Genomic DNA, 26192 nt, shown 5'->3' with positions numbered 1-26192 from the left:
CATCGCATCAGTGCTGAATGCCCCAGCGCCGCACGGTCGCGCGTTCGAGCGTGTCGAACACGAGGTTCTCGACGAGCAGGCCGATCACGATGACGGCCGCGAGACCCGCGAACACGCGGTCGGTATACAGCTCGTTGCGGTTCTGGAAGATGTACCAGCCGAGCCCGCCCTGCCCCGCGCTCGCGCCGAACACGAGCTCGGCCGCGATCAGCGTGCGCCACGCGAACGCCCAGCCGACGCGCAGGCCCGACAGGATCGACGGCAGCGCGGCCGGCACGAGGATCAGCGCGATCTGGCGCAGGCCCGTGAGGCCGTAGTTGCGCCCGGCCATCCTCAGCGTGGCCGGCACACCGGCGAAGCCCGTGTACATGCTGAGCGCGAGCGGCCACAGCACCGCGTGCACGAGCACGAACAGCAGGCTGCCGGTGCCGAGCCCGAACCACAAGAGCGCGATCGGCAGCAACGCGATCGACGGCAGCGGATTGAACATCGACGTGAGCATCGTCAGTAGGTCGCGGCCAATGCGCGTCGAAACCGCGAGCGACGTCAGCGCGAACGCGAAGAACACGCCCAGCGCGTAGCCGCGCAGCAGCACCGACATCGAGATGCCCGTCTTCACGAGCAGTTCGCCCGACTCGATGCCCTGTACGAACGCGGCCAGCGTCGCGCCGAAGGTCGGCACGAGCAGATCGTTCGCGACGATCCGCGCGACGATCTCCCATGCGGCGATCAGCACGAGCGCGATGACGCTGCGGCGGAACCAGCCCGCGCCGGCGATGCGGCGCAACAGCGGGGCCGGCGCCGCGCGTTCGGCGTCGGGCAGCGTGTCGAGCGTGCGTTCGTATTCGGCGCGCACGGGCGGCAGCGGCGGCAGGACCGGATCGATCGTGCTCATGATGCGGCTTCCTCCGTCGTCGGCACGCCCGTTGCATCGGTATCGAACAGCAGGCGATGGATCCGCGCGACGTTGTCGCGGAAGTCGCCGGTGTCGACGCTGTCGAGCGAATGCTCGTGACTGTTGAGTTCCGCGCGCACGCGCCCCGGATGCGGCGACAGCAGCAGGATCCGGTTGCCGACGACGAGCGCTTCCTCGATCGAATGCGTGACGAACAGCAGCGTGAAGCGAAACTCGTCCCACAGCCGCAGCAGTTCCTGCTGCATCTTGCGGCGCGTGAGCGCGTCGAGCGCGGCGAACGGTTCGTCCATCAGCAGCACGCGCGGCTGCATCGCCAGTGCGCGCGCGATCGCGACGCGCTGCTTCATGCCGCCCGACAGCGTGTGCGGATACGCATCGGCGAATGCGCTCAGCCCGACCTTGTCGAGATAGTGCAGCGCGCGTTCGCGTGCTTCGGCACGCGACAGCTTCGCAGCGGCGCGCAACGGAAACGCGACGTTCTCGACGACCGTCTTCCACGGCGGCAACTGGTCGAACTCCTGGAACACCACGATGCGGTCGGGCCCCGGCCCGCGCACCGGCAGGCCATCGAGCGCGATCGAACCCGACACGGGCTCGATGAAGCCGGCAATCGCCTTCAGCAGCGTCGACTTCCCGCAACCCGACGGGCCGAGCAGCACGAAGCGATCGCTGCCGTACACGTCGAAGCTCACGTCGTGCGTCGCGCGAACGATCCGCGCGCCGCTGCGGTATTCGAGATTCACGCGGTCGATGGCGAGCAGGCGTTCGCTGTGCGCGCCGGCCTGCGCGGGCCGGATCGCCGCGCGCGCATCGGGCGCGGCCTGGGCGGCGGCCGACGCGCCGCCGCGCGCCGCATACGGCGGCAGCCAGGTTCGGGGAGAAGTGGCGTTCACGATCGGATCTCTTGCGGGTAAAGCGTCAACATACGGCCGGGCATCGCGCGGACCAACCAACGATTGCGCATATCGAAACCGTGCCGACGCATAAGCGTCGATCGCGGCGTCGAAGCGGCGGCACCGCTCAACTGCCGCCGGCGGTCGCCGGATCGTCGAAGAAGTAGTCGCGCCACGACTTCGGCTCGTTGCGGATCGCGCCGGTGCGATGCATGAATTGCGCGAGCGGCAGCGTGTTCTGCGGCGCGGTCTTGAACTGCACCTGCGGATTGCGCAGGATCTTCAACAGCAGCGCACGATCGATCTTCGATGCGTTCACGCGGATATAGGTATCGGCCGCGCGCTCGGGGTCGGCCGCGATCTGCCGCGCGGCGTCCGCCAGCGCGGCGACGAACGCGCGGTAGGTCTTCGGGTTGTCGTCGCGGAATTTCTCGGTGGCGTACAGCACGGTCGCCGAGCTCGGGCCGCCGAGCACGTCGTACGAATTCAGCACGATATGCGCATTCGGGTTGCCGGCAAGCTCCTGCTCCTGGAACGGCGGATTGCCGAAGTGGCCGGTTATCACGCTGCTGTTCGCGAGGATCGCGGCCGTCGCATCGGGGTGCGGAATCGCCTGCGTGAGCGCGTCGAGCTTGTCGAACTGCTTGTCGCCCCACTGCTTCGCGGCCGCGTACTGCAGCACGCGCGACTGCACCGACACGCCGACCGCCGGCACCGCGATGCGGTCCTTCGCGCCGAGGTCGGCGATCGTCTTCACGTTCGGGTTGCTGCTGACGAGGTAGTACGGGAAATTGCCGAGCGACGCGACACCCTTCACGTTCTGCCGGCCGCGTGTGCGGTCCCACACGGTCAGCAGCGGCCCGACGCCCGCGCCCGCGATATCGACCGCGCCGGACAGCAGCGCGTCGTTCACGGCCGCGCCGCCCGACAGCCGTACCCAGTCGACCTTGATGTCGAGGCCGGCCTTGCGCCCTTCCTTTTCGATCAGTTGCTGGTCGCGCGCGACGTTCAGCATCAGGTAGACGACGCCGAACTGCTCGGCGATGCGGATGCGGCCTTCCGCATGCGCGGCGTGCGGTGCGAGCGTGCCCGCAAACGCGAGCGCGGCGGTGAGCGTGGCCGCCAGCGCGCGGCGCGCCGGCAAAAACGAAAACGACATCGGAACTCCGGTCAGGATGGGGCGGAAGAATGACGCGGCACGCGGCTCAGAACGGCGCGTCGCCTTCGATCGTCGTGCGGTACAGCTTGCGGCGCAGATGGTCGGGCGTGCCGGCGGCGAGATGCATCAGCGAACGGTTGTCCCAGAACACGAGATCGTGCTCGCGCCACCGGTGCCGGTACAGGTGTTCGGCGCGCACGCTGTGAGCGAACAGTTCGTCGAGCAGCGCGCGGCTTTCGTCGTCGGGCAGGCCGACGATGCGCGTCGTGAAATGCTCGCTGACGAACAGCGCTTTGCGGCCCGTTTCCGGATGCGTGCGCACGACCGGATGGACGACCGCATCGACCTGCGCGATCTGCTCGGGCGACAGGTTCGGCCGCCACGGGCTGCGCGCCTGCAGTTCCGCATAGCGCGCGAGATACGTATGCTCGGCGCGCCGCCCGTCGACCGCGCGGCGCAGGTGGGCCGGCAGCGTGTCCCATGCGAGATGCATGTTCGCGAACAGCGTATCGCCGCCCTCCGCCGGCAATTCCTGCGCGTGCAGCAGCGAACCGAGGCTCGGCTTCTCCTTGTACGACAGGTCGGAATGCCAGAAATGGCCTGCGTCGCCGAGCCCGATCGGCTTGCCGTGCTCGACGATGTTCGACACGATCAGCACCTCCGGGTGGCCGGCAAGCGCGAACTGGTGCAACACGTGGATCTGCAGCGGGCCGAAGCGGCGGCTGAATGCGATGTGCTCGTCCGGCGTGATGCGCTGGTCGCGAAACACCAGCACGTGATGGTCGAGATGCGCGCGATGGATGCGCGCGAAACCTTCGGCGTCGAGCGGCCGCGACAGGTCGAGGCCGACCACTTCGGCGCCGAGCGGCGCGTCGAACGGAACGATGTCGAAGCGTTGCGCCGCACCGCCCGGCCAAGATGCGGGCGGATGCCCGGCGGAAAGCGTTGCAGCGTCGCGGATGGCGGTAGTCGTCACGGCACGGCCCCTGATTCGGTCAAAACGCGAATCTACGAGTGCGTGCCGGACTGCGTCAACGAAGCGATTCGGATACGTTTATCTGCTGCGGTCATAAAGATCGCTGCTCGGGCATACGGGCGGCAACGGGCGGTTGCGCCGCGCACGAAACCGTCCGATCGGGACCTTCAGGATTGCGTCGATGAATCCGGCACGCGCACGACGCCATCCGGATACCCAAGGCCGATCAACCCGTGTTTGTCGCGGATGCTCATCGACGACACGACCTCCACGCTCGCGCGATCGACGCCGTCGCAAACGGCCAGGTTCGTGTTGGTCCGGTAGTAGACGCGATGGTCGTCGACCGCATAGAACCGCGTCAGAAAGCGCAGGCTTTTCGCGTCGATCCCCGGCAACGGCTTGCGATAGCTCTGCCCCCACAGCACGTGGCCGTCATCGTCGACCAGCACGTCGTGAAAGACGGCGCGCGCCGTCTCGACGTCGATGCCCCCCGGCTTGGTCACGATCTTGCCGTCGTAAAGAATCTGCGCGCCGAGCCGTGCATACCGGTAACCGAGGCTGACCACGCGGGCCGGATCGGCGATGCCGCGCTTGCGCACGCCGGCACAGAACAGGTGCTTCGCATCCCGCGCGTACGCGCCGCCGATATGGGTCAGGCTGGCGACGTCCGCGTTGACCACGGTCAGATGCCATTCGCCGCGATCGTAGATATCGGGGCCGAAATAGTAGGCCTGCCGTGCATCGCGGTACCAGTCGCCGCCCAGCGATTGCAGCGTCGCGGCATCGCCGTCGGCGATCAGCCCTTCGCCTTCGTCGTCGTAGCCGAACGCGGCGCCGCTCGCGTAGTAGCGCAGCCCCGACGCATCGACGGCAAAGTTGTCGACCAGATGCCGAAAGCTGCCGAGATCGAAATTGTTGAGCGCACGATACCGATGCTCGCTGCCGATGCGGGCCCATACGCGTTCGCCATCGGTATGGAACGGCCCGCCGAGCGGCGCAAGCGGCTCGGTCCGCGTGTCGCGCCGGCGCCGGGCTTCGGCCTCCTGCTGTCGCTGCGCCTCCTCGGCGTCGTAGCTCGCCTGCTGCTCCGGCGTGACCGCCGATGCGTCCAGATGCCGCTGCATGTGGAGCGCATGCAGCGACTGCACGGTCGCGATGCAGGACACCGCATGCGGGATCGAGCGCAGATACAGTGCCCAGTCCTCGTCGTCGCATCGGTAGAACCAGTGCACCGCCTCGCCGTCCCATCCGGCCGGGTCCGTGCGCGCGAGCAGCGCCGCCTTGACGTCCTTGACCTTGCCGGGCACGACGAAAGAGAGGCTGTAGCGGGTCTCGCCGAAGACTTCGAGACTGTCGTCGTCGAACAGGCTTCGCATCAGTTTTTCGAGTTCTTGTACGGTCATGGGTTCATGTCGATCGGGTGACGGGTCACGGAATGGGCCGCTGTGCCGCGGTCATTCTAACGATGTCGACGCGCGCTGCCGACCGCTGCACAGCGGCGTTGACGCGCGCCGTACGATCGTCGGACGGACGTGCACGCTCATGTCGGTCCGGGCGAGCACAACGTAGCGTCAGCGTCGATGCGCGCCGTCCCGTGCCCGGGTTGCACGCGCGGCCGGCTCCGTCCTGCGCGCCAATCACGTATCCGCCCGGATACGGAAATGCCGTTGCCTGCGATTCGATGCCATCCGGTTCCCGCTCGGGAACGAAACGATCATCCAGTCACCTGTGGAGCACTTTCGTTTCCGAACGGATACGAATCAATGCCCGAACCCGCAAGTTGTGCAATACTGTTCCCGCTCAGATACGAAGCACGGAGAACGTCATGCCGGAGACTCGGTCCGTCAACACGATCGGCGCCCTCGCCAACCTCATTCGCGCCGTGCGGCTCCAGCAGGGGTTCACGCGGGACGAACTCGCGAACGCCACGGGGCTCTCGCCGAAATTCATCAGCCAGGTGGAGGCCGGGAAGCCGACCGCGCAAATCGGCAAGGTGCTGCTGCTGCTCGGCGAACTGGGCGTAAGCCTGTTCGCGCAGTCGTCGATCGAGATTTCGGCGGAAAACGCGCTCAAGGCCGCTCGACGCCGCAGGAGCAGCCATGGCGGCTAGAACGTTGATCGCGTCCGCGAACGGGCTGCGCATGGGCACGCTGACCGACGACAAGGGCATCTGGTCGTTCACGTACGACGCGCAGTGGCTCGCGTCGCCGCACGCGTACCCGCTATCGCCCGCGTTCGCGCTGCGCGCCGGCACCTTCACCGACAGCTCGACCGATCGCCCGGTCCAGTGGTTCTTCGACAACCTGCTGCCCGAAGAAGGCATGCGGACGTCGCTCGCGCGCGAGGCGAAGGTCGATGCCGCCGACGCGTGGGGCCTGCTCGCGTACTTCGGGCGCGAATCGGCCGGCGCGCTCACGCTGCTGGCCGAAGGCGAGCAGGAAGCGGCCGGCAGCATGCAGCCGCTTGCGCTCGACGAGCTCGAGCGCCGCATCCAGGCGATGCCCGAGCACGCGCTGACGGCCACCGCGCCCAAGCGCATGTCCGCGGCCGGTGCGCAGCAGAAGCTGCTGCTGATCCTGCGCGGCGACGCGCCGGACTACGCGCTGTTCGAACCGGTCGGCAGCGAGCCGTCAATGCATCTGCTGAAGCCGGACATGCGCGCCGCCGGCTATCCGCATTCGGCGATCAACGAGTTCTTCTGCATGAAGCTTGCGAAGCGGATGGGCCTCGACGTTCCGGACGTGCATTTTCTTCGCGCACCGTCCGCGTGCTACGTGATCGACCGCTTCGACCGCGACACCGCATCGCAGCCGGCCGGACGCCTGCACACGATCGATGCGATGCAGCTGCTGAACTACGATCGCGGCTTCAAGTACCAGCGCGCGAACGCGGAGGAGCTCGCCCGCGCGATCGGGCAGACCAGCACGCGCGCCCTCGCGCGCCTGTCGGTGTTCCGCTGGACGATCTTCAACGTGGTGGTCGGCAACGGCGACGCGCACCTGAAAAACCTGTCGTTCTTCGTCGACGCGCGCGGCTACCGGCTTGCGCCGTTCTACGACATCGTCAGCACGGTCGTCTATCACACGCCCACGCACCGGCCCGACCATCGCGGCGACCACTGGCCGCACTGCGAACTGACGATGCCGCTCGGCACGGCGACGCGGTTCTCCGATATCGACATGGGCGCGCTGATCGCGTTCGGCAACGCGCTCGGGCTCAAGGAGAAGGCGGCCGAAAGCGAGCTTCGGCGCTTTCTCGAACCGCTCGATCGCAGCGTCGCGCAGACGCTCGACGAAGTGCGCGAGATCGCCCGCCCCGATGCCGGGGAAATCCGCCTGCTGAACTCGATTGCGTCGATGCCGATCGCGGAGATGGGTCGCGCGCTTCGTCAGGCGCGCGGATGAGCGGATGAGCGCGGGTATCGATTTCGCAGCGGCACAAACGCCGTTCGCCGGCCAGATATCGCCGACGCCATGATTCCGATCGGGACGAACGTCGATCATCGAACCCTTCACCTTGGTTCTCAAGCCCGCTGGCACAGCCATCCGGAAGCGGCCATCGTCTCGACGTCGTTCACGTTCGTCAGGCTGATTTCGAACAGGTCGCGGCCAAGCATGACCGGCACCGTGACGGACATGCCGCAGCGATCGTCGGCCAGCGGCTTCAATAGCTGGTAGCTCGTGTGGGCCCCGCCGTCGGCGCTGTAACCGAACACCACATAGCCCCGCAACGCGTCCAGGCTGCCGAGCGACACGCGCAGCTTGCCGGGCGGGGACACCGACTGCGCCGACTCGTTGATCACGTTCCATGACGAATTCACGCGCGCCTGCCACGCGGGGTCGAGCGCCGCCAGTGCCTGCAGTTGCTGCGCATACGGCGCGACGCGAAACACATAACCCGAGTGGTCGATGACACGCTTGGTCAGGTACCGGTTGCTCACCGCATTGCCCGCGTCGTCCGTGCCCGGCAGGATATCGAACCGGTACGACGTGGTATCGCCGTCGCTCCACCACCAGCCGTCGCTGCGATACCGGTAGGGTGTGGCGTCGGGGCCGAGCTGCGCCCACCCGGTGCCGCTCCATTTCGTCAACGCCAGACTGCCGTCCGCGTTCACGGCGACTTGCACCGGCGTCGATTCGTTACCGTAAACGCCATTGACCGCGGAAACGTCCGGCGACGGCGCCGCCGACGGCGCACTCGTATTCACGCGTGCGGGCGCGGCGGCGATGCTGCCGTCTTCCTGCAACGCCTGCAGCAGGATCGCAGGCGCGATGCTGCCCGCGTCGTAGCCCATGCTGCCCGTGATCATCAGCGCCATCCGCGCGGCCGGCAGCACGTAGAAATGGCTGGAAAAGAACTGCGTGCCGCCGCTCTTGTACGCCGCCGCGGCACCGGCGGCGCGGAGCACCGGATCGTCGACGTCGTCCCAGCCGAGACCGAACGCATACGCATAGCCGAGCCGGGTCGACTTGATCTGCCACCGGTCGGTCTGGTCCGTCAGCATGTCGGCAATCCCCGCCGCCGACGCGATCCGCTGCCCCTGGAACAGGCCGTTGCCGATGAACATCTGCGCGAGGTTCATCATGTCGAGCGGCGTCGTCGCCAGGCCGCCCGTTGCATACGCGTTCGTGATTTCCTGCCCGTACTGGGTTCCGTTCGCGTACCCGAGCGCGAATTCGCCGCGGGTCGGCACGCTGGTCAGAAAGCCGGAATTCGTCATGTTCAGCGGCGTGAGGATATTGCGCTGAACGAAATCCGTGAAGCTTTGCCCGGTGACGGCCGCGACCACCAGTTCGAATATCGTGAAGCCGTCGTTGCAGTACACCGCGAACTGGCCCGGCGGGTGATTCAGGTGCTCGTTGGCGAGCACCTTCTGCGCCGCCGCCGCGTAGCCGGGGATCGGCACATACGAAAACATGTCGTTCACATTCTGGCCGGGCAGGCCCGACGAATGCGACAGCAGATGACGCGACGTGATCTGCGCGTACTGCGGCGACAACATCGAGAACGACGGCACGTAGCGCACGATCGGCGCGTCCAGGTCGATCAGCCCGCGATCCTGCAGGATCACGCCGGCCAGCGCCGCGATGACCTTGGTGACCGAGCCGATGTTGTAGCGCGTCGTCGGCGTGGCGGCGGCGTCCGGGCTGACCACGGCATTGCCGAAAGCCTCGGCCCACACCACCTGGTTGTCCTTCAGCAAGGCAACCGAGATGCTCGCGACGTTCTGCCGGTCGGCGTCGAGCGCGGCCTGAATGGTTTGCCGCCCCACGGCAATGGTTGCGCCATACGTCGGCTGCTTCTGAATGCTGTCCGACCCGCCGCAACCTGGCAGCACCGCGGACAGCAATCCCGCGCCGGCATACTCGAGAAACTGCCGGCGACCGGTGCTGGCCGGGACGGCGCCTGAATGCGGATCATGCGAATCGCGTGTGTTCGGCATAGGTGTTTTCATTGTTCTCACTCCGATGTCATTCGGTATCCCGGACCTCGATTCCCGGTCACTCCCGGCCCCCGCGCGGACACGACATGGCGCCCGGCATCGCAGCGCGGTGGGTCGGCGTATCCGTTGCTCAAGAAACCTGCTGTGTCGCGCGCCGCGCGTCACGCGTCGTCAGGGAACTGCCGTCAGGGCTCCAGCCCGGCGGCCGGATCAGGTAATTGATCGCAGTGCGCAGGTCCCCGGCCTTCGCGAGATCGCGCGCGATGTTGCCCCACTCGTAGAACGCGATCCTGAACGGATTGTCGGTGCCGATGCTCGACGTCAAACCGTAGTGCGGCGTGAATCGCTCCGGCGTGTACGACCCGAACAGCCGGTCCCAGATCATCGTGGTGCCGGCGTAGTTCGTATCCAGATAGTCGAAATCGCTGCCGTGATGGACGCGATGCTGCGACGGCGTGTTCAGCAGCGCCTCGAACCAGCGCGGCATCTTGTCGATCGCTTCCGTGTGAATCCAGAACTGGTAAATCAGGCTCACCGACTGCATGAACAGGATCATCTTCGGATGGAACCCGAGCAACGGCATCCACGCCCAGAACAGGAACGATCCGCTGATCGTGCCCGTCCAGGTCTGGCGCAGCGACACCGACAGGTTGTATTGCTCCGACGAATGGTGCACCGAATGCGAGGCCCAGAACCAGCGCACCTCGTGACTCAGGCGATGGAACCAGTAATAGCTGAAATCGTCCGCGAAGAAACACAGCACCCACGCCCACCAGACGTTCATCGGGATCGTGAAAAGCCGGTGCGCGTACACCCAGCTCAGCACCGTCAGCACCAGCCCGCCGGTCAGGACGCTGGCGACGAACGCGCCTGCTGCAAGCGCGAGATTCGCCAGCGTATCGCGGGTCCGGTACAGCCGCCTCCCGAGCATCGCGGCGAGCACGACCTCGACCGCGATCAGCACCGCGAAAGCCGGCAACGCGGCCACCATGATATCGGGCAGGTTTTGCATGACCGTTGCGCTCCAGGCCGGTGGGCGATGGCACCAAGGCCATTGCCGTTCAAGAATTCGACCGCGATCCGCCGGTCGGCTCATGCGCAAGGTGAACGCGATTCAGGGTGCAGGCACGGCCCCCTGTCGCGATGCTTTCAGAAAGTACTGCGCCCGGACAAATCGGCCGCGGCCGGTCCGACCGGCTCTTGCGCCACATCGGGCCGTGCCGGCGACGTGCCGATCCGATCGGACGTGCGGCCCGGCCGCCGTCGCGATCGGGCCGGCCAACTGCCCGCCGGCCCGAACGACAGGTTGGTCTCCCCGGCTATCCAGGCTTTCTTCGATACCCCGCGCTGCTGTTTTTTTACGATTGCCAGCAGGTGCGAAGGTACTGCACGCGATTCGCTTGGGTAAATACCGCATATGCAGTATTCGCCGCACCGGCCGACGCGTCGAATGCCTCACGCCCGTGCGCCGGCACGGGCGGGAACGAGGCCGTCAGGCCGATCCGTCGATCAGCGCCTGCATTTCCTGCGGATCGAGCGGCTTGTGCATCACGCTGAAGCCGCTCGCCGAAGCGGCATGGATGCCCTCGGGCGACGTATCGCCGGTAATGATGATTGCCGGGATCTCGCGTTCGATGACCCGAAACACCGCGTGGACGACATCCGCGCCGGTCACGTGCCCGGCCAGCCTGAAATCGGTCACGATCATGTCCAGCTCGGCACGACGGGACGCGGCCAGCTCGATTGCGCGCTCCAGCGATTGCGCGGCGACCACGGTGTGGCCCCAGGTTTGAAGCAGGGTTTGCATGCCGGCCAGCACGTCGCGATCGTCGTCGACGACAAGAAAGGTTTTCCGCGTTCGCCCGCGTGCGGATTCCGGGCCCCTGCTCCGCAGATCCATCGCGGCCTCGCGCAACTGCGCTTGCCGGATCGCGGCAAGCCGCACGGAGAACAGCGAGCCGCGGCCCGCTGCCGAGCGCACCTGGACGCCGGCCCCGATCAGCACGGCCGTGCGCTGCACGATGGCCAGCCCGAGGCCCAGCCCCTGTTCCCGGTCGCGCGCCGCATTGCCGATCTGGTAAAACTCCCGAAAAATGTTCGGCAGCTGATCGGCTTCGATGCCGATGCCGGTATCGAAGACCTGGATTTCGACGTCCGTGCCGCGCGGGCGGCAGCCCACCAGAATGCCGCCGCTGCGCGTATAGCGCACCGCGTTCGACAACACGTTCGACAGGATGGTATGCAGCAGCACCGCATCGGTTTCCAGCCAGATCGACGTCGGCCGGATCCTGAGCGTCAATCCTTTCGCCAACGCGGCCTGACGAAACTGATTGTCCAGTGCATCGAGTTCCTGCTGCAGCGGAAAGCGGCGCGGCTCGGCATCGATCACGCCCGCATCGAGCCGGGAAATGTCCAGCAACACGTTCAGCAATTGCGACATGCCTTTCAACGCGGCCCGAAGCCGTTCGGCAATATCGTCGAGCGCGGTTCCGTCGACGGTCGGCGCCCGGGCCATTGCACGCAGCGTCGCGATGTAGAGGCCCAGCGCATGCGTCGGCTGACGCAGGTCGTGGCTGGCGGCAGCCAGGAATTGCGACTTGCTTCGATTCGCGAGTTCGGCGCGCTCCTTCTCCGCAGTCAGCTGCCGGATCAGGTCGACGTTCTCGAAGCGCAGCGATACCGCGTCCCGCACGGTACGCTGCAGCGTGCGGCTGAACGCGAGATTGACCGCGAGCAGGAACAGCGACAGCAATCCGAGCACCGAAAACAGCGCATTGCCATACTCGAACGACCGAATCGCGAACGGCAGCACGGTCGGCAATGCGTAAGCGACATAGGTCGGCCACCACGATGAAAGCGACGCCACCGAGCCGCCGGTCATGCCGGCCAGCACGATGCAGATCAAGGCTGTCACGATCGTGTTGTGCGGCGAGAAAAACAGGACGCCCATGGCGCCCCACAGGCAGCCGGACAATCCCGCTAACAACACGTATCGCCGCGCGCGGCCGCTGGCCGTCTCGACGGGATGCTCGCCCGCGCGGCGATCGCGCCAGACCATCACGGCGCGGATCGCGGTCAGCACGCAGATCGCCGCGGCCCATCCGAGCAGCGTGCGTCGCGACACCTCGTTCCACAGCAGGAAGGTCGTCAGGCTGACCACGGCGATGTTGCCGAACAGGATGGGCGGCGACTGGCGGTATAGCGTATTGACCAGTTCCAGCCGCACGTTGGCACGATATTCTTGCGCTATGCTTTTTGCCATTTCAAAGTCGCGTAGCAAATCCGGCGTTAAACTGGCCTGGTGTCGATCGGGTCCGCCGCGTGACGCACCGGCAACGGGGATCGCGTCGTATTGTCGCAAAGGAATGCACTTCCGGGTGATCCGGGAGAAGGCGAAAGAAAAATGAAAAGCATCGTGCTTGCCGAAGACCACGCCATTATTCGCGACGGGTTGAAGTTGTTGCTGCAAACGCGCGCCAACTGGCAGGTCGTGGGGGAAACCGGAGACGGACAGATCGCCGCTCGATTGGTGCGCGACACGCAGGCGGATTTACTGCTGCTGGATCTGGATCTACCGGGCTACCCCGGCATCGAACTGGCGAAGCAAATCAAGACGCAATCGCCGCAGACCCGGATCCTGGTGGTCACGGGCAATCAGAACCCCGTCACGGTGCGCGCGGCTGTGGCGATCGGCGTCGACGGGTACATGCTCAAGCACGAAGACGGCGACGAACTGCTGCATGCCATTTCCCTGGTGCTGTCGGGTATCCGCTATATCAGCGACGCGCTCGCCCATGTGCTGGAGAACGCCGGCGGCGGTGCCGCACCACCACCGGTCACCGCGCGGGAGAAGGAAATCCTCGTGCTGATCGCCAACGGACACTCCAGCAAAGAGATTGCCACCCGGCTGAACCTGAGCGTGTTGACGGTACGCAAGCATCGTCAGAATCTGATGACGAAACTGTCGTTGCATAACGTGGCCGAAGTGACCGCGTATGCGATACGCGACGGCCTCGCCGAATTACCGCTTCCCGGCAACCTTCGCGCCGAGGAATTGCTGCGCTGAAGGTCCGTCGGCCGAAGGCGACACGCTTCGCGCCGACCACGAATACCGCCATGCAAGCCCCCGTGCCCTCGAGCGCGATCAGACGGCACGCGATCGTCCGATAAACGGGGGGATCTACCCGACTCGCCGCACGTTCATCGGCATCCGACCAGTACCATCGGGATAAGTATTCTTATCACAACACCTCGATTACCGAATCAAACTTGCATTCACGAAAACGCCCCGCATGCCGCGGGGCGTGCCCCGCTCAACGCCCGATCGGCAATCCGGTCGGTTCGATCCAGCCGAGCTTGTACGCGATCAGCAGCGACAGAAACAGCGTGACCGACAGCCCGACGCGTGCCGCGAGCGACCACGCCATCCGCTTCGACTTGCCGCGATCGTGATTCATGAAATACAGCGCGAAAATCAGGCTCGCGATGATCATCGCGAATGCCACGGAGACCAGCAGGGTTTTCATGGGTGTTGCCTTTGAAGATCCGAATCGGCCTGAATCAGTTCGGCCAGTTTTTGTCGTTCGTCCGCGATGTCGCCGACGCCTGATGCCGGCCAGTCCAGCGCGACGCCGTTGCCCAGCGAATCGCGCACGAGTGCCTGGTAGCGCCGGTCGTTGATCCGGCCGTGGTCCATCGCTTCCGAGATCTCGTGCCGGAACGGCAGCGGGAAACTTGCATACGAACGCGACAGCGCCGCATATTGTCTCGCATCGATCTCTTTCGACGATGGTATGACGGTCCAGATCACCACGGCCACGATGGCCGTGAAAGGGATCGCCGTGTAGCGAAGAATGAATTTGACAGGTGTCATGAAGCAGGAGTCGAAGTCATGGCGAACGAGCCGGATATCCGGCTCGCCAGCCGATAAAAGCGGGGATGAAAACAGGATTCTGCCGCGTTCCCCGCGCCCGTCGCGCCGCACGCCCTGTCGCGGCACGATGATCGCAGGATCCCCAAACGAACGCGCTGAAAATCGCCACGGCCCCGCCTCGTCAAGCGCCGCGCGCCCGGCAGGCCGCCAGGATCCCGCGCAGCAAATCGCGAGGCGGCGGCGGGCAGCCGGGAATCGTCACGTCCACCGGCAGGATCGACGCAACCGGGCCGCACACCGCATAGCTGTCGGCAAAGATGCCGCCCGTGCACGCGCACTCGCCGGCCGCGACGACGAGCTTCGGCGCCGGCGTCGCGTCGTATGCGGCGAGCACGACCGCCCGCATGTTCAGCGTCACGGGCCCGGTCACGAGCAGCAGGTCCGCGTGGCGGGGACTCGCGACGAACTTGATGCCAAGCCCCTCGATGTTGTAGTACGCGTTGTTCAGCGCATGGATCTCCAGCTCGCAGCCGTTGCAGGATCCCGCGTCGATCTGCCGGATGCAGAGCGCCCGCCCGAGCAGATCGAGAATGTCCTGCCGGATGCGCCCCTCCTCGCGACGCCACGCGTCCTCCGCGGCCGGCACGGGCTCGTCGGGAAAATCGGTGCGCGCGAATTGCCGGATAAGCTGCCACATCAGAGGTCGTGCCCCGCGTAATTCAGGTTGAACGATTTGTTGATCAACGGAAAATCGGCAACGATATTGCCGATGATCGCATGTTCGAGCGCCGGCCAGTTCTGCCACGACGGGTCATGGCAATGGCACCGCGCGATCGCGTCGCCCGCTTCCGTCTCGAGCGCGACGAATATATCGCCGCGCCATCCCTCGACCCAGCCGATCCCGCGGGCAGGCGCCGCGGCGGGCGCCACGTCGACGGCGACCGGGCCCGCCGGCAGATTCTCCAGCAGCACGCGCATCACGCGCATCGATTCGTCGATCTCGGCGAACCGCACGGCCACGCGCGCGGCAACATCGCCGCGCGGATCGCTCGCCGCGTTGACGGCGACCTCGTCGTACGGCACGGACCGCATCGCCGCGCGCACGTCGAACGCATGAGCGCTGGCGCGGGCGGCCAGGCCGCGCACGCCGAAGTGCGCGACGACCTCGGCGGTCAATCGGCCGGTGCCCACGAACCGGTCCTGCAGCCCCGAATGGTCGTCGTAGATTTTCCGCATGACACGCACTTCATGTTCGATGCGTTCGCACGCGTCCGACAGGCTCGCGACGCTGTCGGGCCCGACGTCGACCGCCACACCGCCGGGCACGATCCGGTCCATCAGGTATCGATGCCCGAACGCGCGATCGTTCATCCGGACCCAGTCCTCCTTGAGCCGGGAAAACTGCGCGAGACCGAACCCGAACCCGGCGTCGTTGCCGAGCGCGCCGAGGTCGCCCAGGTGGTTCGCCACGCGTTCGCGTTCGAGCAGGAGCGCGCGCAGATACAGCGCGCGCTTCGGCACTGCGGTGCGGCGCGCGTGCTCGAGCGCCATGCAATAGGCCCACGAGAACGCGACGGTCGAATCGCCGGCGATCCGGCCCGCGACCCGATGGCCGTTCGACGCGGCCGTCCGCTCGAACAGTCGCTCGACGCCGCGATGCACGTAGCCGAGACGCTCCTCGAGGCGCAGCACCTTCTCGCCGACGACCGAGAACCGGAAATGTCCCGGCTCGATGACGCCGGCGTGGATGGGCCCGACCGCGATCTCGTGCACGCCGTCGCCGGCCACCGGCACGAACCGGTAGTTCGCCTCGTTCGATTCGAACGTTTCGACGCCGGTCGCCGATCGTTGCAGCGGGAAATAGTCGTCGGGCCAGTTGCCGTGATTGAGCCACGGCCGCGTGTCCTGCGCGCCGCGCGCGCTCAGGCCGGTCAGGTCGAAGATCGCACGCTGCATCCGGGCGGCGGACGGAAACAGCGGCGCCAGATCGGGAAAATCCCCGCCGGCGTCGGGCTGCCGCCCGGTCGCGAGACGCACCCACAGGATGCCGTCGTCGCATTCGTACGCGGCGTTCACCGCGAAACCCGCGTCGCGCGCGTCGCCGCCCCACATCGCGACGAGCCGGCTCCGCTCCGATCGCGCGACGCGCGCCGTCTCGAGCCACCCCGCCGGGTCGACTTCCATCAGCGCCGCGCGAACCTGGCCCGCCCGGCATTCGAGCGGGACCGCGGCCTCCCTGGGTATCGATTCGAGTCGCATGCGTCACCCCGCCAGCATCGTCGCGGCCTGGCGATACCAGGTCGCCAGATAAGGCGGCACGTACAGGCCGAGCATCAGGCCGAGCGCCAGATGGACGAACACCGGCAACAGCGCCGGCCGGTGTCCGAGCGGTTTCGCCGTCGTCGTGCCGCCGAACACCATCCGCTGCACGCGCGCGAAGATCGCCGCGAAGGCGACGGCGAGCCCGAGCAGCAGCAGCGGCGCGGTCCACGGCAGCGTGTTCATCGCGGTCGTCAGGATCAGGAATTCGCTCGCGAACACACCGAACGGCGGCAGGCCGAGAATCGCGAGCGTGCCGAGCATCATCCCCCAGCCGACGGTCGGACTGACCTGCAGCAGCCCGCGAATGCCGTCGATCGCCTGCGTGCCGGCCTTCTGCGCCGCATGGCCGACCGCGAAGAAGATCGCCGACTTGACGAGCGAGTGCACCGTCATGTGCAGCAATCCGGCGAAGGTCGCGACCGGGCCGCCGAGGCCGAAGGCGAACGTCACCAGCCCCATGTGCTCGATCGACGAATACGAGAACAGCCGCTTCACGTCCTTCTGCCGGAACAGCGAGAACGACGCGACCAGCACCGACACGAGCCCGAACCCGACCAGCAGCCGCCCCGGCAGCCCGTTGCCGAGCGCGCCGTCGGCCAGCACCTTGCAGCGCAGTACCGCATACAGCGCGACGTTCAGCAGCAGGCCGGACAGCACCGCCGAAATCGGCGTCGGACCTTCGGCATGTGCGTCCGGCAGCCAGCTGTGCATCGGCACGAGGCCGACCTTCGTGCCGTAGCCGACCAGCAGGAACACGAACGCGATCGACACGATGGTCGGGTCGAGGTGCGCCTTGACCGCGACGAGGCTCGTCCACAGCAGCGCATCCCCGCCGGCCAGTTGCCGGCTTGCGGCGAGGTACAGCAGGATCGTGCCGAACAGCGCCTGCGCGATGCCGACGCCGCACAGGATGAAATACTTCCACGCGGCCTCGAGGCTCGCGGCCGTCCGGTAGACGCTGACGAGCAGCACGGTCGCCAGCGTCGCCGCCTCCATCGCGACCCACAGCACGCCGAGGTTGTTGGTCAGCAGCGCGAGCAGCATCGCGAACATGAAGAGCTGATACATCGTGTGATAGAGCCGCATCCGCGCGGCCGTCATCCGGCCGCGATCCTCCTCGACCTGCATGTACGGACGCGAGAACAACGACGTCGTCCAGCCGACGAACGCGGTCAGCGCGACCAGGTAGACGTTGAGCGGATCGACGAAGAACGCGCCGTCGAACACGCTCGACGGGCCGTTTTCGACGGTGTGCGCGGCGAGCACGAGCGTCGCCGCGAACGTCGCGAAACTGAAGCCGGCGTTCAGGTTGCGCGCGACGCGGCTGGACCGCACGCACGCGAGCGTCGCGGCGGCCGCGAGCGGCAGGCCGAGCACGGCGAGCACGACATGGGCCTCATTCATCTTTGAGCGTCTCGAGGTGATGGATGTCCAGGCTGTCGAACTGCTCGCGGATCTGGAACATGAATACGCCCAGGATCAGGATGCCGACCAGCACGTCGAGCCCGATGCCGAGTTCGACGATCATCGGCATCCCGTTGGTCGCGGCCGTCGCCGCGAAAAACAGCCCGTTCTCCATCGACAGGAAGCCGATCACCTGCGGAATCGCCTTGGCGCGCGTGATCATCGCCATGAACGACAGCAGCACGCAGGCGAGCGCGATGCCGAGCGCGCCGCGCGCGACCGAGGTCGCGAGCTGGCTGATCGGCGATGCGACGTTGAACGCGACGATCACGAGCACGATGCCGATCAGTTGCGTGGTCGGGATGTTGATCAGCGGTTCGACGTCGGCGCGCACGTCGAGCCGGCGCACCAGCCGATACAGGAGCCACGGGATCACGCCGACCTTCAGCACCAGCGTCAGCCCGGCGGACACGAACAGGTTCGCATCGCCCGTCAGCACGCCGAGAATCAGGTTGGCCGACACGAGCGCGACGCCCTGCAGCGTATAGAGATGGATCAGCGACAGCGTGCGTCGCTGGCTCAGCATCGCGAACGACAGGATCAGCAGCAGCGCTGCCAGGAAGTTGATCAGTTGCGTCGCGTAGCCGTGCATTCACGCCCCCAGCAGGATGTGCACGAGCATGCCGATCACCGCGAGCAGGAACGCGGTGGCGAGAAACTCGGGCACCCTGAACAGCCGCATCTTCGCATTGACGGTCTCGACCGCGGCGAGCGCCGCGCCGCCCGCCATCAGCTTGACGAACAGCACCGGCACCGCCAGCAGCAGCGCGAGCGGGTTACCGGCCTCGGCGATGCCCCACGGGACGAACAGCGCGAGGCCGATGCACGAATAGGCGAACAGCTTGAGACTCGCCGCCCATTCCATCAGCGCGAGATGCCGCCCCGAGTATTCGAGCATCAGCGCCTCGTGGATCATCGTCAGTTCGAGGTGGGTGGCCGGATTGTCGACGGGCAGCCGTGCGTTTTCGGCAAGCGACACCAGCGTGAACGCGATGCCGGCAAACGCCAGGCTCGGATAGAGCGTGAGCTCGCCGCGCCCGAGCGTGCCGACGATGCTCGTCAGCAGCGTCGACTGCGTGATCAGCGACGCGGACAGCAGGACCATCAGCAGCGCCGGCTCCGCGAGGAAGCCGATCAGCATCTCGCGCCGCGCGCCGAGCGTGCCGAATGCCGTGCCGATGTCCATTGCGGCGAGCGACAGCGCGACGCGCGCGAGCGCGAACAGGCCGACGAGCGCGATCGCGTCCGCGGCGGGCGACAGCGGCAGCTCCGTCGACAGCGTCGGCACGATCGCGCACGCGAGCGTCATCGCTGCCCAGACGACGTAGGGCGCGCCGCGGAACACCGCGCTCGCGCCGTGCGCGACGACCGATTCCTTGTTGAACAGCTTGTGGAGCATCCGGTACGGCTGCCAGACCGACGGCGCGCGCCGGTTCTGCAGCCACGCGCGGCACTGGTTGATCCAGCCGGACAGCAGCGGCGCGGCGGCGAGCGCCACCACGATCTCGAGAATCTGCGATACCACGCCGGAGACGGTCACCATCTTCTCACCAGCATCAGGAGCAGAATCAGCACCGCGAAGCTGTAGGTCAGGTAGACGGCGATCCTGCCCGTCTGCAGCCGGCCCGCCCATTCGGCCGCGCGCAGCGTGATCGCCGCGATGCGCTCGTAGAGCAGCCAGGTGCGATCGGCGACCGACACCCGGTACGCGGGCTGTGCGTCGAACGGCGACGGCACCTGCCGCTCGACGCGCAGCAGCGGCGCGAAGATCTCGCGGATCGGCTGCCCGAACCCCTCGGCCGTGTCCTGCATCCGCGTGGTCGGAAACGGGAAGCCGCAACCCCACGGCGCGGCGCGGCGCAGCCGGCCGTGGTAGAAGCGCCGCACCAGCAGCCACGCGAGCCCGCAGCACGCGACGAAAAACAGCATGAACACGGCCGGCATGTAGCTCGCGCGCGCGGTCGACACCGGCACGAACAGCAGCCAGCCGTGATTGTCCGCGCCGACACCGGCGCCGACGAGCCCGCGCGTGACCGGATCCAGCAGCTTGACGAACTGCGCGGGCATCAGCCCGAGCAGCACGCTGACCGCCGCGAACCAGCAGAACGCGAGCCGCTCCCACGCATTCGCGTCGCGGGCGCGGCTCAGCTTGGCTTCCCTCGGCTGCCCGAGAAACACGATGCCGAAGAACTTGACCATCGTGTAGCCGGCGAGCGCGGCCGACATCGCGACCAGCGCGGCCGCGATCGGCACCGTCATCGCCAGCACCGAATCCGGCAGGCCGGGCGTGAACAGGAACGCCTGCAGCAACAGCCACTCCGCGACGAAACCGCTCAGCGGCGGCAGGCCCGCGCTCGCCGCGACGCCCACGAGCACGGCCCAGGCCGTCCACGGCATGAAACGGATCAACCCGCCGAGCTTGCCGAGATTGCGTTCTCCGGTGGCGTGCAGCACGGCGCCGGTCCCCAGGAACAGCAGGCTCTTGTATGCCGCATGCGCGACGACCTGATAGAGCATCGCGGTCAGCGCGAGCGCCGCCAGGGTCGTCATGCCGAACGCGCGAAACAGCACCGCGAGCCCGAGCGACACGAACATCAGGCCGATGTTGTCGATCGACGAATAGGCGAGCAGGCGCTTCATGTCGACCTGGATCGTGCTGAAGACCACGCCAAGCAGCGCGGTGCCGCCGCCGAGCACGAGCAGCAGCACGCCCCACCACGCGATCTGCACGTGCAGCAGGTCGAACACGGTGCGCAGCAGCCCGTAGAGCCCCACCTTCAGCACGAACCCGCTCAGGAGCGCCGACACGGGGGACGGTGCGGCCGGATGCGCATCGGGCAGCCACACATGCAGCGGAAATACGCCCGCCTTCGCGCCGAAGCCGACGAGCGCGAACAGGAACGCGAGCGACGCCCAGGTTGCATCGAGCGACTGGGTGCGCATGTTCGCGAACGTGTAATCGCCGGTGCGCGCCTGCAGGATGCCGAAGCACAGCAGCAGCGCGAGCGCGCCGACATGCGAAATCAGGAAATACAGGTAGCCCGCACGGCGGATTTCGCCGATCCGGTGATTGGACATCACGAGGAAGGTCGCGGACAGCGTCAGCGTTTCCCACGCGACCATGAACACGTACGCGTCGTCGGCAACGAGCACGAGCGCGATGCTCGCGACGCACACGTGATATTCGCAGCAGATGAGCCCCGGCGCGGCGCCCTCGCCCTTGCGGAAGTAGCCGGCGGAAAACGCGCCGATCCCGGCACTGACGAGGCCGAGCACGAACAGGAAATAGCCGGACAGGCGGTCGAGCCGCAGATGGAACGGCAGGTCGGGCAGCCCGATCGGCAGCACCGCGACGGACGGCTCGGCAAACACGCCCGCGAACCCCGCGGCCGCCAGCAGCAGCCCGCCCAGCGCACCGAGCGGAAACAATCCGTGCGCAACGACCCGCGTGCGATGCAGCGCCCCGAGCCCCAGCGCGCCGATCGCGAGCCAGGCGGCCACGACCAGCAGCACGAAATGGACGACCGGCACGGATGCCATCCGGATTGTCTCCAGTACGCTCGGGTTGAACGGGGGCATGGAACGGCGACGGCAGGCGCGCCGGCTCCACATGCATTATTGCATCGAAAGCCAAATCTGGCTAACAGGATATGATAATGGCATTATCATGCAAGCCACATGATTCGAGGAAGCCGGCGCCTTCGCGGGCCACCCGTTCGGCCCGCAGGGCGCCGTCCGGCACGTCCGCGCCCGCGATCCCGGCGATTGAGCGAAACCCTTATGCCAGCGCAGTACTTTCGAAGCCTGACGGGTAAACACCGCAGCGCAACCGCGAACCGCCAGCTCGGCTTTTCGCTCGCGTTCGTCGCCGGCGCGACCAACGCGGGCGGCTTCCTTGCGGTCAGGCAATACACGTCGCACATGAGCGGCATCGTGTCGGCGATCGCCGACCAGGCTGCGCTCGGCGACATTCCGCTCGCGCTGGCCGGCATCAGTTCGCTGGGGTCGTTTCTCGTCGGCGCCGGCTGCTCGGCGGTGCTCGTCAACTGGGGGCGCCGCCGCGGCCTGCAGAGCCAGTACGTGCTGCCGCTGCTGGTCGAGGCCGTGCTGCTCCTGCTGTTCGGGCTGCTCGGCAGCCACCTCGCGCTGTGGGAGGCGTTCTTCGTGCCCGTGACCGTGATCCTGCTGTGCTTCATCATGGGGCTGCAAAACGCGATGATCACGAAGCTGTCGGGCGCGGAGATCCGCACGACGCACATGACCGGCATCGTGACCGACCTCGGCATCGAGCTGGGCAAGCTGTTTTACTGGAACCGCTCGGCCGTCGACGTGGACATGCATGCGGTCGTCGCCAACCGCGCGAAGCTGAGGATTCACGCCACGATGCTGGCGTCGTTCTTCGTCGGCGGCCTGGCCGGCGCGATCGGCTTCAAGTATGTCGGCTACGTGTCGACGGTACCGCTCGCCGGCATGCTCGTCATGCTCGCGATCGTGCCCGTGGCCGACGACGTGCTGACCTGGTTCTGCCGGCTCGATCGCCGGCCCTGAGCCGGCGCGAAACCCGATCCGTGCGGGCGCATCCCGGCGGGCCGTCCGGATGGATGGCCGGACCGCACGGTGGATTCAACCGGCCGGACAACCCGTTTCGGCCGTGATGCCGAAAGCAGATGTATTATAATTTGATTAACATATCCGCCGACCTGTCCGCGCAATGGAAACGAAGACCGCCCGCCTGACCGTCCTGATCGATCCCGCCAAGAAGGAAGCATTCGAGATGCTCTGCGCGGCGCAGGATCTCACGCCGTCGCAAGTCGTCCGTCAGTTGATCCGCGAGTATCTCGAGCATCACGGCGTGACCTACAAGACCAAGAGCCCGCTCGGCAAGCGCATGAAGTAACCGCGGGTCAAGCCCCGATTTCCCAGCGCCCGGCTTGCTCGCGCCAGGCCAGCCGCGCCGGATCGATGCCCGCGCCGCCCTTCAGCCGCCGGGCCGTGGAGGCCAGCTTCAGCTCGCCGGCAACGGCGAACTGAAGCGCGCGCTCGAGCAGGATGCGCAACGACGGCAATCGTTCGCCGCCCTTCCATGCGAACGCGATGAAGTTGTTGTCGTCACCGCACGGGACCAGCGCATACGACGTACCGAACACGTCGCGCAGCCGCTCGAGGTACAGCGGCAGCGCCGGATCGTCGTCGGTGAAGTTGATCGCGAGCACGCCGGCCTCGTTCAGCCGCTCGCGGCACGCCGCGAAGAAGGCGGCGCTCGCGCACCGGCCCGGCATGCCTTCGGCGACGAACGCGTCGTGCAGGATCACGTCCGTGCGCACGTCCGTCTCCATCATGTAGTCCGCGCCGTCGGCACACACTACCCTGAAGCGCGCATCATCCGCAGGAATCCTGAACACGTCGCGCAGCGCGATCACCTCGGGATTGATCTCGACCGCATCGATCGCCGTATCGGGCAGATGCCGGTGACAGTATTTCGCCAGCGAGCCGCCGCCGAGCCCGAGCATGCAGATGCGCACGGGCGCGGGCTGCAGCAGCAGGAAGCCCATCATCACGCGCGTGTAGCCGAGCGCGAGCGCGGCCGGATTCTTCAGCGACATGAAGCTCTGCGTGGCGAGATGATCGAAGTGCAGCGACACCGCATCGCGCGTCTCCAGCACGAACGGCCGGCCATCGTGCAACGGCGTCGACAGGAATCTGACGAACGCATCATAGGAGGTTCGATCCTCTGCCATGCTGGTTATGCCCGGGTAGTCAAACAGTCGAAGCCGCTCGAAGCACGGGCGGCCGGCCGCGCGAACGAAGCGCCGCCGCGGCGGCGCACGCGCGCAATCACACCTTCTTCAGGAAACAGGCCTTCAGCATGAAGCCGCCGGCGTCCGTCTTGCAGTCGACTTCGTGATCGCCGCCGACGATCCGGATGCTCTTGACCTTGGTGCCCATCTTCAGCGTGATCGACGAGCCCTTCACGCGCAGGTCCTTGATCAGCACGACCGAATCGCCGTCCGACAGCACGTTGCCGTTCGCGTCCCTGACGACGTCGCCGGCCGCTTCATCGCCGGCTTCAGCGCCGGCCGTCGCCGACCATTCGTGGCCGCAGTCCGGGCACACGTAGAGCGTGCCGTCCGGGTAGGTGTTTTCCATCGCGCATTGCGGGCAGGCAGGGGCGGCGTTCATTGCAGCATCCATCGGGTAAGGTTCGAGTCGAAAAAACGGGGGCGTGCAGCATCTGGTGCACACGGCATTATAATACAATACACATGTTTTCCAGCGCTGTACTATAATCCTCGCTTTCCGCCGTTCATCGGACTTGCAGGCGGTTTCGCTGAGGATGTCGACATGTTCGAGCTGGATGGTGCACTGCTGCGGCCCGATCGGCGCCCCGTTACCCTTCGGGAACTCACGGAAAACCGGCCGCTCGTCGTCGTGGGCGTCGGGCGCGGCGTCGAACGCGGCTTCCAGCTGATTCATCGCTTCCACGACGTCGGCGCACAGCTGGCGGCGGCCGAGATCCACCTGGCTTTCGTGTATCCGGCGGAATCGGCCCGGCATGTGACGGACCCGATCTCGGTCGCCTGCGTGCGGTTCCGGCGCCATCCTCACCTGCTGCTCGACGCCGACGACCATTGCTTCGCGCGCGGCGTGCCGCCTCGATCGCTGCGCGCCGTGTTCGTCAGCCCGGAAATGGAACGACTCGCCGGCATCGACATCGACTTGCGCGACGCCGCGTGGGAAACCGCATTTCGCGCGTTTCTCGCGCACTGCGGGCTCGGCGCCGCGCACGGCCCCCGACGACTCAACCAGAGGCTTTCGTAGAAAACGTGGCAACCGTCGTCTACCTACAAATCGGCGCCGCGTGGAACCGGACCCGCGCAGGCGCGGCCAGGGACGCCGTCGTCGCAGTTGCACGCCGCTTCGAAAGCGACATCGTGCTGATCGTGAACGGGTGCCGCTGCAACGCGAAAAACGGCGACGCGATCGCGTCGCTGGAGTTGCGCGGCGGCACGTCCGCCCAGGTGCTGGCCGCCGGGCCCGATGAGGAGGCGGCGCTTCAGGCGCTGCTGCCGTTGCTGCAGGAGGGTTGACCCGCGTGCCGCCCTCCGCCCCGTCGCGCGTCGACCCGCTGCTGTCGATGCGCGCACGCCGCGAGACACGCGCCCGATGACGGAATGCCTGCCGCCGCATTCCGCACCCACGCTGCCGCGATCCACACCGTATACCCATTCCCGGAGGAAGTCATGAGCGACCAAGACACGTCAAACGCCCCCAACCTGTCGGCGTCCGCCGTCTGGGCACTCGAACGCCTCGCCGACGTTCGCTACGGCCGGGATGCGCCGGCGCTCGGCTGGTCGATCGCGCGGGAACTCGTCGGCGCGGGTTTCGCCAGCCATCCGCCGCACGGCCGTTCCGGCATTTCGATCACGTCCGCAGGACGGTCCTTCCTGAAAAGCCTGAAGTAGCGGCCGCGCGGGCGGATTCCGCGGTATCGTACCGGCACGTTCCGCGCGGCCGGTCCGCGTGCCTCCCCCTTCCTGCCCATGGAATGCCCGATGACGTCGAATGTCCCGCCGCCCGTCGCCTCCCCGCCCGTCCTCGACACGCCGCGCCTCGTCCTCGAAGGCCATCCGCTCGGCGACTTCGACGCGCTCGCCGCGATGTGGACCGAGCCGGACGTCGTCGCGCACATCTTCAACGGCGAGCCGTCCGCGCCGCGCGATTCGTGGATGCGCCTGCTCGCGTATCGCGGGCTGTGGCCGCTGCTCGGCTACGGCTACTGGGCGATTCGCGAGAAGGCGTCGGGCCGTTATGTCGGCGATCTCGGCTTCGCCGATTTCCACCGGCTCGTCGAGCCGTCGATTCGCGGCGTGCCGGAAGCCGGCTGGGCGCTGGCGACGTGGGCGCACGGCAAGGGCTATGCGACCGAGGCGCTCGCGGCCGCGCTCGCATGGCTCGATGCGCAGCAGCGGTTCGAACGCAGCGTGTGTTTGATCGCGCCGACCAACGTCGCGTCGATCCGCGTCGCGGAGAAAGCCGGTTATGGCGATCCGGTGCGCATCCGCTTCAACGACACCGATTCGTTGCTGTTTTCACGCGCGAGCCGGTAAGCGGAAGGCCGCGCACTCGCGCGCGGCCGATACCCGAT

General features: G+C 66.8%; 27 protein-coding genes. 9 read left to right on the top strand and 18 right to left on the bottom strand.

Annotated elements, in window-relative coordinates:
• Nucleotides 1-7: 7 nt before the first annotated feature.
• The 5 genes from ACM6JT_RS32800 to ACM6JT_RS32780 all read right to left on the bottom strand — a co-directional run bounded on the left by ACM6JT_RS32800 (nucleotide 8) and on the right by ACM6JT_RS32780 (nucleotide 5347).
• Nucleotides 8-895, bottom strand: coding sequence for an ABC transporter permease (locus tag ACM6JT_RS32800; protein WP_175961694.1), 888 nt, complete (start codon nucleotides 893-895; stop codon nucleotides 8-10).
• On the bottom strand, nucleotides 892-1869 hold the full coding sequence (locus ACM6JT_RS32795) for an ABC transporter ATP-binding protein (protein ID WP_414857988.1): 978 nt from the start codon (nucleotides 1867-1869) through the stop codon (nucleotides 892-894). The genes ACM6JT_RS32800 and ACM6JT_RS32795 overlap by 4 nt, the downstream gene beginning before the upstream one ends.
• Nucleotides 1870-1936: 67 nt before the next feature.
• A complete protein-coding gene (locus ACM6JT_RS32790; protein WP_131949569.1) occupies nucleotides 1937-2968 on the bottom strand; it encodes an ABC transporter substrate-binding protein in 1032 nt (343 codons plus the stop codon).
• Between the two features lie 46 nt (nucleotides 2969-3014).
• Nucleotides 3015-3944, bottom strand: coding sequence for a TauD/TfdA dioxygenase family protein (locus ACM6JT_RS32785; protein ID WP_175747863.1), 930 nt, complete (start codon nucleotides 3942-3944; stop codon nucleotides 3015-3017).
• Between the two features lie 167 nt (nucleotides 3945-4111).
• Entirely contained in the window at nucleotides 4112-5347 is a 1236-nt protein-coding gene (locus ACM6JT_RS32780) for a hypothetical protein (RefSeq protein ID WP_414857987.1), read from the bottom strand.
• Between the two features lie 422 nt (nucleotides 5348-5769).
• On the opposite strand from ACM6JT_RS32780, the gene ACM6JT_RS32775 reads away from it, so the two are divergent.
• Together ACM6JT_RS32775 and ACM6JT_RS32770 are read left to right on the top strand one after the other, a co-directional pair.
• A complete protein-coding gene (locus ACM6JT_RS32775) occupies nucleotides 5770-6054 on the top strand; it encodes a helix-turn-helix domain-containing protein (RefSeq protein ID WP_034184404.1) in 285 nt (94 codons plus the stop codon).
• Nucleotides 6044-7348 (top strand): HipA domain-containing protein, encoded by a 1305-nt coding sequence (locus ACM6JT_RS32770; RefSeq protein ID WP_217589203.1) that lies wholly within the window; start codon nucleotides 6044-6046, stop codon nucleotides 7346-7348. The genes ACM6JT_RS32775 and ACM6JT_RS32770 overlap by 11 nt, the downstream gene beginning before the upstream one ends.
• A gap of 119 nt (nucleotides 7349-7467) precedes the next feature.
• Here the strand turns inward: ACM6JT_RS32770 and ACM6JT_RS32765 are convergent, their stop codons facing one another.
• From ACM6JT_RS32765 to ACM6JT_RS32755, 3 genes are all read right to left on the bottom strand, one after another.
• Nucleotides 7468-9399 (bottom strand): serine hydrolase domain-containing protein, encoded by a 1932-nt coding sequence (locus tag ACM6JT_RS32765; protein ID WP_235212581.1) that lies wholly within the window; start codon nucleotides 9397-9399, stop codon nucleotides 7468-7470.
• A 118-nt stretch (nucleotides 9400-9517) separates the two neighbouring features.
• Nucleotides 9518-10399: a sterol desaturase family protein gene (locus ACM6JT_RS32760; RefSeq protein ID WP_034184407.1), complete on the bottom strand. Its 882-nt coding sequence runs from the start codon at nucleotides 10397-10399 to the stop codon at nucleotides 9518-9520.
• Between the two features lie 480 nt (nucleotides 10400-10879).
• On the bottom strand, nucleotides 10880-12820 hold the full coding sequence (locus ACM6JT_RS32755) for a hybrid sensor histidine kinase/response regulator (protein WP_243712486.1): 1941 nt from the start codon (nucleotides 12818-12820) through the stop codon (nucleotides 10880-10882).
• Here ACM6JT_RS32755 and ACM6JT_RS32750 point away from each other — a divergent pair.
• A complete protein-coding gene (locus tag ACM6JT_RS32750; protein ID WP_175747871.1) occupies nucleotides 12791-13453 on the top strand; it encodes a response regulator in 663 nt (220 codons plus the stop codon). The genes ACM6JT_RS32755 and ACM6JT_RS32750 overlap by 30 nt on opposite strands.
• A gap of 247 nt (nucleotides 13454-13700) precedes the next feature.
• On the opposite strand, the gene ACM6JT_RS32745 is transcribed toward ACM6JT_RS32750, so the two are convergent.
• The 8 genes from ACM6JT_RS32745 to hyfB form a co-directional block, all read right to left on the bottom strand.
• Nucleotides 13701-13913 (bottom strand): twin transmembrane helix small protein, encoded by a 213-nt coding sequence (locus tag ACM6JT_RS32745; protein WP_006489184.1) that lies wholly within the window; start codon nucleotides 13911-13913, stop codon nucleotides 13701-13703.
• On the bottom strand, nucleotides 13910-14260 hold the full coding sequence (locus ACM6JT_RS32740) for a hypothetical protein (RefSeq protein ID WP_175747873.1): 351 nt from the start codon (nucleotides 14258-14260) through the stop codon (nucleotides 13910-13912). The genes ACM6JT_RS32745 and ACM6JT_RS32740 overlap by 4 nt, the downstream gene beginning before the upstream one ends.
• A gap of 181 nt (nucleotides 14261-14441) precedes the next feature.
• Entirely contained in the window at nucleotides 14442-14957 is a 516-nt protein-coding gene (locus ACM6JT_RS32735; protein WP_414857986.1) for an NADH-quinone oxidoreductase subunit B family protein, read from the bottom strand.
• Nucleotides 14957-16519, bottom strand: coding sequence for an NADH-quinone oxidoreductase subunit C (locus tag ACM6JT_RS32730; RefSeq protein ID WP_217589200.1), 1563 nt, complete (start codon nucleotides 16517-16519; stop codon nucleotides 14957-14959). Before ACM6JT_RS32730 ends, ACM6JT_RS32735 begins: the two co-directional genes overlap by 1 nt.
• Nucleotides 16520-16522: 3 nt before the next feature.
• Complete coding sequence (locus tag ACM6JT_RS32725) at nucleotides 16523-17986, bottom strand: hydrogenase 4 subunit F (RefSeq protein ID WP_034184413.1); 1464 nt, start codon at nucleotides 17984-17986, stop codon at nucleotides 16523-16525.
• Nucleotides 17979-18638, bottom strand: a complete 660-nt coding sequence (locus ACM6JT_RS32720; protein ID WP_034184414.1) for a formate hydrogenlyase — start codon at nucleotides 18636-18638, stop codon at nucleotides 17979-17981. Before ACM6JT_RS32720 ends, ACM6JT_RS32725 begins: the two co-directional genes overlap by 8 nt.
• The gene (locus ACM6JT_RS32715; protein ID WP_034184415.1) at nucleotides 18639-19589 is read right to left on the bottom strand and encodes a respiratory chain complex I subunit 1 family protein; all 951 of its coding nucleotides are present in this window, start codon (nucleotides 19587-19589) and stop codon (nucleotides 18639-18641) included.
• The gene (gene hyfB / locus ACM6JT_RS32710; RefSeq protein ID WP_414857985.1) at nucleotides 19583-21586 is read right to left on the bottom strand and encodes a hydrogenase 4 subunit B; all 2004 of its coding nucleotides are present in this window, start codon (nucleotides 21584-21586) and stop codon (nucleotides 19583-19585) included. The genes ACM6JT_RS32715 and hyfB overlap by 7 nt, the downstream gene beginning before the upstream one ends.
• 240 nt (nucleotides 21587-21826) lie before the next feature.
• On the opposite strand from hyfB, the gene ACM6JT_RS32705 reads away from it, so the two are divergent.
• Both ACM6JT_RS32705 and ACM6JT_RS32700 read left to right on the top strand, forming a co-directional pair.
• Entirely contained in the window at nucleotides 21827-22594 is a 768-nt protein-coding gene (locus ACM6JT_RS32705) for a YoaK family protein (protein WP_131949636.1), read from the top strand.
• A gap of 163 nt (nucleotides 22595-22757) precedes the next feature.
• The gene (locus ACM6JT_RS32700; RefSeq protein ID WP_034184418.1) at nucleotides 22758-22943 is read left to right on the top strand and encodes a ribbon-helix-helix protein, CopG family; all 186 of its coding nucleotides are present in this window, start codon (nucleotides 22758-22760) and stop codon (nucleotides 22941-22943) included.
• Between the two features lie 7 nt (nucleotides 22944-22950).
• On the opposite strand, the gene ACM6JT_RS32695 is transcribed toward ACM6JT_RS32700, so the two are convergent.
• On the bottom strand, nucleotides 22951-23784 hold the full coding sequence (locus tag ACM6JT_RS32695; RefSeq protein WP_243566954.1) for a fused MFS/spermidine synthase: 834 nt from the start codon (nucleotides 23782-23784) through the stop codon (nucleotides 22951-22953).
• Between the two features lie 97 nt (nucleotides 23785-23881).
• On the bottom strand, nucleotides 23882-24226 hold the full coding sequence (locus tag ACM6JT_RS32690) for a zinc ribbon domain-containing protein YjdM (RefSeq protein ID WP_034184663.1): 345 nt from the start codon (nucleotides 24224-24226) through the stop codon (nucleotides 23882-23884).
• Between the two features lie 162 nt (nucleotides 24227-24388).
• Here ACM6JT_RS32690 and ACM6JT_RS32685 point away from each other — a divergent pair, with 162 nt between their 5' ends.
• From ACM6JT_RS32685 to ACM6JT_RS32670, 4 genes are all read left to right on the top strand, one after another.
• A complete protein-coding gene (locus ACM6JT_RS32685; RefSeq protein ID WP_034184420.1) occupies nucleotides 24389-24865 on the top strand; it encodes a hypothetical protein in 477 nt (158 codons plus the stop codon).
• 5 nt (nucleotides 24866-24870) lie between these two features.
• Complete coding sequence (locus ACM6JT_RS32680) at nucleotides 24871-25134, top strand: HPr family phosphocarrier protein (RefSeq protein ID WP_414857984.1); 264 nt, start codon at nucleotides 24871-24873, stop codon at nucleotides 25132-25134.
• A 153-nt stretch (nucleotides 25135-25287) separates the two neighbouring features.
• The gene (locus ACM6JT_RS32675; protein WP_034184422.1) at nucleotides 25288-25509 is read left to right on the top strand and encodes a hypothetical protein; all 222 of its coding nucleotides are present in this window, start codon (nucleotides 25288-25290) and stop codon (nucleotides 25507-25509) included.
• 90 nt (nucleotides 25510-25599) lie between these two features.
• Entirely contained in the window at nucleotides 25600-26154 is a 555-nt protein-coding gene (locus ACM6JT_RS32670; protein ID WP_235212566.1) for a GNAT family N-acetyltransferase, read from the top strand.
• Nucleotides 26155-26192 lie beyond the last annotated feature (38 nt).

The organism is Burkholderia sp. IT-111MI5 (assembly GCF_949752865.1).
Lineage (GTDB): Bacteria > Pseudomonadota > Gammaproteobacteria > Burkholderiales > Burkholderiaceae > Burkholderia > Burkholderia pyrrocinia_C.
This window is presented reverse-complemented; position numbering and strand designations above follow the sequence as displayed.